General features: G+C 59.3%; 2 protein-coding genes. Both read right to left on the reverse strand.

Annotated features, from left to right (window positions below; all coding sequences use genetic code 11):
* Window positions 1-97: 97 nt before the first annotated feature.
* Entirely contained in the window at window positions 98-967 is an 870-nt protein-coding gene (metF, locus tag ACESMW_RS19010) for a methylenetetrahydrofolate reductase [NAD(P)H] (RefSeq protein ID WP_113863213.1), read from the reverse strand.
* 12 nt (window positions 968-979) lie between these two features.
* Window positions 980-2,374, reverse strand: a complete 1,395-nt coding sequence (gene ahcY / locus ACESMW_RS19015; RefSeq protein WP_372988526.1) for an adenosylhomocysteinase — start codon at window positions 2,372-2,374, stop codon at window positions 980-982.
* Window positions 2,375-2,529: the final 155 nt, after the last annotated feature.

Consider the following 2,529-nt stretch of genomic DNA (forward strand, 5'->3'; position numbering starts at 1 on the left):
GAAAGCTTTCATCTGACCCCATGCTCTGCGTGACCTCGGACGCTGGCACTGGCAAAGGGGTCTGAAGAAAACCTTCTTCTGACCCCATTTTCAGCATTCAGAACGCAATTTTCTCGCGATCGCTGATACCCAGGTTCTTCCAGATGCTCAGGCTCGGCTCTGCCTGGTTCAGGGTATAGAAGTGCAGACCCGGTGCGCCGGCCTTCAGCAGGCGTTCACACATTTCGGTTACCACTTCCTCGCCGAACTTGCGGATGCTGTCGCTGTCGTCACCATAAGCTTCCAGCTGCTTGCGGATCCAGCGGGGAATTTCCGCGCCGCACATGTCGGAGAACCGCACCAGGCTGGAGAAATTGACGATGGGCATGATGCCCGGCACCACGGGAATGGTGACGCCCATCTTCTCCAGGCGCTCGATGAAGTAGAAGTAGCTGTCCGCATTGAAGAAATACTGGGTGATGGCGCTGTTGGCACCGGCCTGTACTTTTCGTGCGAAGTTCTTCAGGTCTTCTTCGGCATTACGGGCCTGGGGGTGAAATTCCGGGTAGGCGGCCACTTCCAGGTTGAAGTGATCGCCGCTGTGTTCCCGGATGAATTCCACCAGCTCGTTGGCGTAACGCAGCTCACCGGACGCCCCCATACCCGAGGGCAGGTCGCCCCGCAGGGCGACGATCCGGTTGATGCCGTTTTCCTTGTACACATCCAGCAGTTCGCCGATTTCCTCGCGGGTTCCACCCACGCAGGAAAGATGCGGTGCCGTGGAAATGCCCTGCTTGTGCAGGCTGAGCACGGTTTCGATGGTGCGGTCCCGGGTGGAGCCGCCCGCGCCGAAGGTGACGGAGAAGAAATCCGGGTTCACCTCGGCCAGCTGGTTGCGCACCGTTTGCAGCTTCTCCTTGCCCTGATCGGTCTTGGGCGGGAAAAACTCGAAACTGAACCGGCGCTTGAATTGCTTCTGGGATTCCATGATCTGTTCCGCTTAGTACCTGTAGCTTTCCGGCTTGTACGGGCCTTCGACCGGTACACCGATGTATTTCGCCTGCTCCGGAGTCATCTTGGTGATCACGCCACCAAAACCTTCCACCATGGCCCGGGCAACTTCCTCGTCCAGCTGCTTGGGCAGGACCTGGACGTAGACACCCTTGGACTTGGAATCTTCCGGCAGGTCGCCAAACTTGCGCTCGAACAGGTACATCTGCGCCAGCACCTGGTTGGCGAAGGAGCCGTCCATGATCCGGGACGGGTGGCCGGTGGCGTTGCCCAGGTTCACCAGGCGGCCCTCGGACAGCAGGATCAGGTGGTCGTTGGTGGCCTTGTCACGGTAAATCACGTGAACCTGGGGCTTCACTTCGTCCCATTCCCAGTTCTTGCGCATGTAGGCGGTATCGATCTCGTTGTCGAAGTGACCGATGTTGCAGACAACAGCGCCGCTCTTCAGGGCCTTGAGCATGTTGGCATCGCAAACGTTGACGTTACCGGTGGTGGTCACCAGCAGGTCGGTGTTGCCCAGCAGGTCTTTGTTGATACCCGCCTCGGTGCCGGTGTTCACGCCGTCGATGTACGGAGATACCACCTCAAAGCCATCCATGCAGGCCTGCATGGCGCAGATCGGATCCGCTTCGGCCACTTTTACGATCATGCCTTCCTGGCGCAGAGACAGGGCGGAACCCTTGCCCACGTCGCCGTAACCGATGACCAGGGCTTTCTTGCCGGACAGCAGGTGGTCGGTGGCACGCTTGATGGCGTCGTTCAGGCTGTGGCGGCAGCCGTACTTGTTGTCGTTCTTGGACTTGGTCACGGAGTCGTTCACGTTGATCGCCGGCACCTTCAGAGTGCCTTCGCGCAGCATTTCCTGCAGTCGGTGAACGCCGGTGGTGGTTTCCTCGGTGACGCCGTGACACTTCTCAAGAATCTCCGGGTGTTTCTCATGGAGCAGGGCAGTAAGGTCGCCGCCGTCGTCCAGGATCATGTTCGGCTCCCAGCTGTCGACATCCGCGCCCACGGTGCGCTCGAGGCACCACTCGTACTCTTCTTCGGTCTCACCTTTCCAGGCAAACACGGGGATGCCCTGGGCGGCGATGGCGGCTGCGGCCTGGTCCTGGGTGGAGAAGATGTTGCAGGAGGACCAGCGCACGTTGGCACCCAGCTCGACCAGGGTTTCAATGAGAACCGCGGTCTGGATGGTCATGTGGATGCAGCCCATGATGTTGGCGCCTTTGAGCGGCTGCTCTGCCTTGTATTTGTTTCGCAGAGCCATCAGGGCGGGCATTTCGCCTTCGGCGATCTTCATCTCTTTCCGGCCCCAGTCGGCCAGGGAGATATCGCGGACTTTGTAGTCGTCGAAGCTGTTCAGTTTTTCTGCCGGAGTGCTCATTTCGGTGTTCTCCTGTCAGTTCTTTTTGGGCCCCGGAGTCTGGTTTCCGGTACCGCTAGGTTCGGTGGTATCGGTGGTGGGGGATGTCTTCCCCGGAACCGCTACGAGCACGTCCATGTGCGCTTGTTTCAGGCCATCCCTGGCCTTCAACATTC

This window comes from Marinobacter sp. (assembly GCF_041690455.1).
Classification (GTDB): Bacteria; Pseudomonadota; Gammaproteobacteria; order Pseudomonadales; family Oleiphilaceae; genus Marinobacter.